General features: G+C 71.8%; 1 protein-coding gene. It reads left to right on the top strand.

What is annotated here, in order from left to right; genetic code table 11:
* The coding region (locus AC2JF9_RS09065) for a DUF6491 family protein (RefSeq protein WP_500727107.1) at positions 1-408 on the top strand (408 nt) is incomplete at its 5' end.
* Between the last annotated feature and the right edge of the window lie 50 nt (positions 409-458).

Here is a 458-nt window from a genome sequence, read left to right as displayed (position 1 = left end):
ACGAGGAGGAGCGTTCATAGCCGCGTCACGAAGACGGGCCATGGAGCGGACATGACGCGGACGATCATCCTTCTGGCCGGCGGCGCGCTGCTCGCCGGCTGCACCGCCGACGGCGAGGCCGGGCTCCAGGCGGGCGAGACCTCCATCCCCTTCCTCAGCTCGGCCAACGCGGTCGACTGGAAGGTCGCGGGCGAGGACAGCCTCTACGTCCAGGGCCCGAACAACGATTGGTATTTCGTCCGCACCCAGGGCGCGTGCCCGCGGCTGCGCACCGCCCTCTCGCTCGGCTTCGAGACCTCGGCCGGCGGCCAGCTCGACCGCTTCGGCGCGATCCGGGCGGAAGGGATGCGCTGTCCGATCGCGAGCATCGTCCGCTCCGGCCCGCCACCCGAAGGCAGCGGCGAGTAAGCCGCGCGATTGCCGCTTCCGGCCGGCCCGCGCCGACCTTAAGAAGCGGC

Source organism: Lactobacillus sp. C449L (assembly GCF_059900815.1).
The sequence above is the reverse complement of the archived record's forward strand: the minus strand, read 5'-3'. Positions and strand labels throughout refer to the sequence as shown.